This is a genomic window from Immundisolibacter sp., from assembly GCF_028696615.1.
Taxonomy (GTDB): Bacteria; Pseudomonadota; Gammaproteobacteria; order Immundisolibacterales; family Immundisolibacteraceae; genus Immundisolibacter.
This window is the reverse complement of record NZ_JAQVGQ010000188.1, coordinates 1-5,340: the sequence shown is the minus strand read 5'-3', so window position 1 is coordinate 5,340 and position 5,340 is coordinate 1. Positions and strand designations below refer to the sequence as shown.

The window sequence follows — 5,340 nt, the reverse complement described above, 5'->3', positions numbered from 1 at the left end:
GATCAGGCCACTGTCCTGTGCCAGCACCGGAGCGGTCAGCAGCAGCAGGCAAAGACACCAGGATCGGCCGGCGGACATCGGCGCAGGCGGGTTCCGGTTGACTAGAATGCGCGCCGCCAGCCGGTTGGCCGGGCGCCGCAGCGGGCATTCTGGCAGATGCCGTGGGTTGGCCCGTTTTCGAGGGCGCGGTGGAGCGGGCGGCCGGCCGGGCCGGATGCCTCGACATCGGTCAAGCGCGTAAGCCATCGAGCGATGGAGCGCGGCGCGGTACAGGCCCGCGCCGCGCGAGCCGAAAAACTCCAGGGATGGAGTTTTTCGGTATCTATATCAAGGAGCACACGTGCGGACAGCAACGGCGGCGGCCGGCTTGGCGAACGGGATGGTCCTCTGGCTGGCGGGCGTCGCCCTGTTTGCGGTGGCCGTGGCGGGCGTCGCGGCCGGCTGGCCGTGGCTGGCGGCAGCCGGCGGCGGGCTCGGCCTGCTGCTGATCGGCCGCGCCGGCGGCGCGCCGGACGGCGCCTGGCTGGCGCTGCGCCACGCGGCGGTGGCGGCGCTGTTCGCGCTGGCGGCGACGCCGGACCTGCCGCTGTGGCAGACGCCGCGGCAGTGGTCCGACCTGCTGCGCCTGACGCCGCTCGGTGCCAGTCTCGGCCTGCTGGGGTACGGCCTGGCGGCCGGCTTGTTGCCGGCGCACCAGCGCCGCCCGCTGCCGGCGGCGACCGCGCTGGTGCTGCTGGCGACGCCGTTCGTGGTGTTCAACGGCCTGTTCGTGCTGGCCTCGCGGGGTTTGCTCGAGGCGCTTGGTGCCTGGAGCGGGCTGTCGGCCGAGCCGGCCCGCCTGCTCGGCCGCTGGCTGGTGCTGGGGCTGTTCGGTGAGTTCGCGCTGCTGGGGCTCGGGCTGGCCATCGACCAGCGCCGCACGCGCGGCGGGCGCCTGCACGCGCTGCTGTGGGGCAGCGCGCTGTGGGCGGCGCTGACGCCACAGGCGGCGGATCTGGGCAGCGGGCTGTGGGTGGTCGGTCTGCCCGCCTGGCAGCAATGGCCGCTGGTGGTGGGCAGCGCCATGCTGGCGCAGGCCGGCTTGTGGGGACAGACGTTCCTGGTCACCGGCGCGCTGCTGGATGCGCTCAAGGGCCGGCGGCCGACCTGGCAGGCGGCGCTCGACCACTGGCGCAGTGGTGCCGGCAAGGGCGCCGTGTATGGCGGCTGGTTCATGCTGCTGATCCACGCCGCGGCGGCGCTCGGCCGCGGCAGCAGCGCCGGCTGGATCGCCGCCGCGCCGCTGCTGGCCGGGCCGCTGCTGGGCATGGTGCTGTTCGCGCTGGCGCGTACGCTCGTCGAGACCTTCGACGGCAGCCCGCCGCTGGCGAGCCGGCTGGTCGCCGCCTATCGCGATCCCGCCAACCTGCTGCGCGGCGCGCTGGCTGGGCTGACGGTGGCGCTGTGGTTCACGCACGCCTTGGCGGCGGCCGGCGACGGGGCGCGCTTCGGCGCCGGGGCGCTCGGCGGCGCGGTGGTGTTCGCCGGTGCCAGCCTGGTGCTGGATGCCATCGCCATCGCGCGCGGGCTGCGCCGGCGCCCGCAGCGGCTGATGGTGTATGCGCTGCAGGCCTTGATGGGCGGCGTCACCGGCGGACTGCTGGCCTGGTATTTCGACGCCGGCCAGTGGCAGGTAGTGCTGGACCGCTTCGCCGGCTACGCGGCGGTGTATTACCCCAGCGCCGGGCGCGCCAGCTACGAGTTCATCATTTATCCGCTGTTCAGCAAGTGGGGCGCCACCGATCTTGGACCCGTCACGGGCGGCGTGAAGCTGTTCTACGCGCAGTCGCTGTCGGGTGTGGTGCAGTGGGCGCTGGCGGCGCCGCTGTTCAGCCTGAACCTGGTGCTGCTGACGGCGCTGATCGAACGCCGCCTGCGGCCGATTCGGGCCACCTTCAGCCGCGCGGGTCTGGCCGAGGTGGGCGCGCAGACGGTGCGGGTGCTGCGCTGGGGCCTGTGGATGGCGCCGATCATCGCGAGTTTCCTGCGCCTGGCGCCGGACCCGGCCTGGTACAACCAGGACGGCGCCGTGCGCAGTGCGCTCGCCACCGTGCAGCAGCTGCTGCTGCCGGCGGGCGAGTTCCGCGCCTGGAGTCTCGAGCTGTTCCTCGGCCTGATGGCTTACGACTGGCTGCGGGTGCTGATCTGGTTCGACCACATGGGCCTGCGGGTGGCGACGCTGGTGAATTTCTCCTTCGTCGGCGTGGACGCGGTGGACGCCCGCCTGGCGCGCGCGCTCGGCCACGGCCCGCGCGGGCAGGTGATCCCTGAGGGCCTGCGCCGCTTCGCCACCTGGGCGCCGCTGCTGGTGCCGTTCTACATCCCGCGCGGCGGCGAGTGGGATCAGGTGTGGACGCGCGCCGAGCAGATGCAGGGCCAGACCGGCCCGCTGCTGCCGGCGGTGCACGATCTCGTAAACGCCTACGCGCTGGCGGCGGTGCTGGCGATTGCGCTCACCGCCTGGGTGCTGCTGCGCGCCTGGCGCGCCGGCACCCTGCACCGGGTGCGCCAGGCGCCGCTGCACCGGCTCGGCAATGGCCTTTACACACTGCGCCTGGCGGACGACGGCCGCGGCTATGCGCAGGCCATCCGCCTGCGCCGCGGCTGCCCGGAAATCGACCTCACGCGCCGCCCGGACGACGATCTGGACCGCCGCGGGCGGTTCTTCTACCTGGTGGAGCCGGGCCAGCCGGTGTGGTCGCCGACGCGCGAGCCCTGTCCGGGTGGTGCGGTGCGCCATGCGGTAACGGAGCTGTCATCGACGGCGCTCGCCTTCGCGGCCGAGGCGGCCGGCCTGCGCGCCACCAGTCGCGTCGAGGTGCCGGCCGCAGACCCGGTCGAGCAGTGGACCATCACGCTCGAGAATCCCGGCGAGCGGGCGCGGCGCCTGCGCCTGGTGAGCTTCCAGGAGCTGACCCTGAGTGCGGAAGGCGCGGTCCGTCACCCGGCGTTCAACGCCCTGCACATCGGCAGCCGCTTCGTGGCGCCGCTGGGCGCCCTCCTGGCGCACAGCCGCCTGCTCACCGATGCCCGCGGTCGCCCGGCCGGCGAGGTGGCCTTCCACGCCGTGGCGGCGGACGGTGAGCGCGTGCGCCTGGTCGGCTACGAGGACAGCGCCGGGCGCTTTCTGGGCGCGGGCGGGGTGGCGCAGCCGGACGGCCTGGCCGCGGATGCGCCGCGCCGGCCAGACGACGAGGGCTTGCTGCATCCGTTCGATCCGGCCTTCTCGCTGACCGTGGAAGTAGACCTGCCGCCGGGCGCGCGGGTGCAGGTGCGCTTCGTCACCGGCTTTGCGCCGGATACCGACGCCGCGGTAGAGCTGATCGCCCGCCGGCTCGGCACGCCCCGGCCGGCGCCGGTGCGGCTCAAGACATCGCTCGACGCCGTGCGGCAGGTGCGCGATGCCGCGCCGCCCAAGAGCGCCTTCTCGGCCGACGGCTGGACGCTGCAGGTGGACGGCGCCGCCGCGCGGCCCTACAGCCACGTGATCGCCAACGCGCTCGGCCACGGCTTGGTGCTGGACAGCGCCGGGCACATCGCCGCCTTCGCCGGCAACAGCCAGCAGAACGCGCTGACGCCGTTTCGCTCGGCCAACGGCAGCCACCGCCTGCCGGGCGAGGCGCTGTACGTGGTGGATGTGCACGCCGGCGCCTGCGCCACGGCCACCTTCGCGCCGCTGCGCCACGCAGCCCACGGGCACGAGGCGCGCTTCGCGCCGGGCCAGGCGCAGTTCGCCAGCGCCGCCGGCGAGCTCGACCTCGAACTGTCGCTCGGTGTGGCGCCCGACCGCCCCGTACAGTGGCGCCTGCTGCGCCTGGTCAACCGCGCCGCGGCGCCGCGACGGGTGCGCGTGGTGGGCTATTTCGAGTGGGTGTTGGCCGAGCTGCCGGTCGACAGCCGCGGCCGGTTGGAGGTGGCGGTGAGCGGCGGCGTGGTGCTGGCGCGCAATCCGGACAACGGCTTCGCGCCCGGCTGGGCGTTCGTGGCCAGCAGCCTCGATCGGCCGGCGGTCGAGACCGTGCGCAGTCACTTCGTAGGCAAGGCGGCGGGGCCGCTGCCGTGTTTCGTCGGGCTCGGTGCCGGCGATCCGGCGGCAATCGACGACGGCAGCCGCATCGCCGCCCTGGCGCAGGAGATCGACCTGCCGGCGGGTGGCGAGCGGTGGGTGTGTTTTGCGCTCGGGCAGGCGCCGACGCGCGAGGCGGCGCTGGCGCTGGCGCGAGAAGCCGGCAGTGTGGCGGCCGCCCAGGCGGGGCTGGCCGCGGTCGAGGCCGACTGGCGGCGGCGTCTTGGCGCGTTGCAGGTTGCAACCGACCGGCCGGATTTCGACCGCCTGGTCAACGTCTGGCTGCCGTATCAGCTTCTCACCGCGCGCTTGTGGGCGCGCTGCGGGCCCGAGCAGCGCAGCGGCGCCTATGGCTTTCGCGACCAGTTGCAGGACGTGCTGCCGCTGCTGCTGCTCGCCCCCGAGCTGGCGCGCGAGCAGATCCTGCGCCACGCCGGCCAGCAGTTCGTCGAGGGCGACGTGCTGCACTGGTGGCACCCGCTGGCGGGCGAGCGCACCGGTTTTGCCGCCCGCACCCGCGCCAGCGACCCGCACCTGTGGCTGCCGTATCTGGCCGCGCAATACGTTGAGGCCACCGGCGACGCCGGCATCCTCGACGAGCGCACCGCCTTCGTCGAGGGCCCGGCCATCCCCCACGGCGCCGACGGCTGGGGCTTCGCGCCGCGGCCGTCGGCCGAGCAGGCCACCCTGTACGAGCACTGCCGGCGCGCCATCGACTACACGCTCGCCCGCCGTGGCCGCGACGGCCTGCCGCTGATCGGCACGGGCGACTGGAACGACGCGCTCGACCGCATCGGCCACCACGGGCGCGGCCAAAGCGTGTGGCTGGGGATGTTCCTGCATCGGGTGCTGGCGGATTTCATCCCGCTGGCCGAGGCGCGCGGTGATGCGGCGAGTGCCGCGCGCTGGCAATCAGCGGGGGAGGCGCTGCGCGAGGCGATTGCCGGCATGCGCCGCGGCGAGCGCTACCTGCGCGCCATCGACGACGCCGGCGCCGAACTGCTGCACGCCAACGCCCTCACCGCCGCCTGGCCGGCGCTGTCCGGTGCCGTGCCGGCTGGCGACGCGCTGGCGGCGCTGCGCGCCGAGCTGCCGCAGCTCGAAACCGAGCTGCTGGTGCGCGTGCAGTGGCCGCCGTTCGACGAGCACTCGACGCCCTGGCCAGGGCGCATCGCGCTGTACCCGCCCGGCGTGCGCGAGAACGGCGGCCAGTACTCGCACGGCGCCTCCTGGCT

The 5,340-nt window shown here is 74.3% G+C and carries 1 protein-coding gene; it reads left to right on the top strand.

Annotation, left to right across the window (positions count from 1 at the left end; translation table 11 throughout):
- Positions 1–379 precede the first annotated feature (379 nt).
- A partial coding sequence (locus PHC73_RS11205) for a glycosyl transferase family 36 (protein WP_366949866.1) occupies positions 380–5,340 on the top strand: 4,961 nt, incomplete at its 3' end.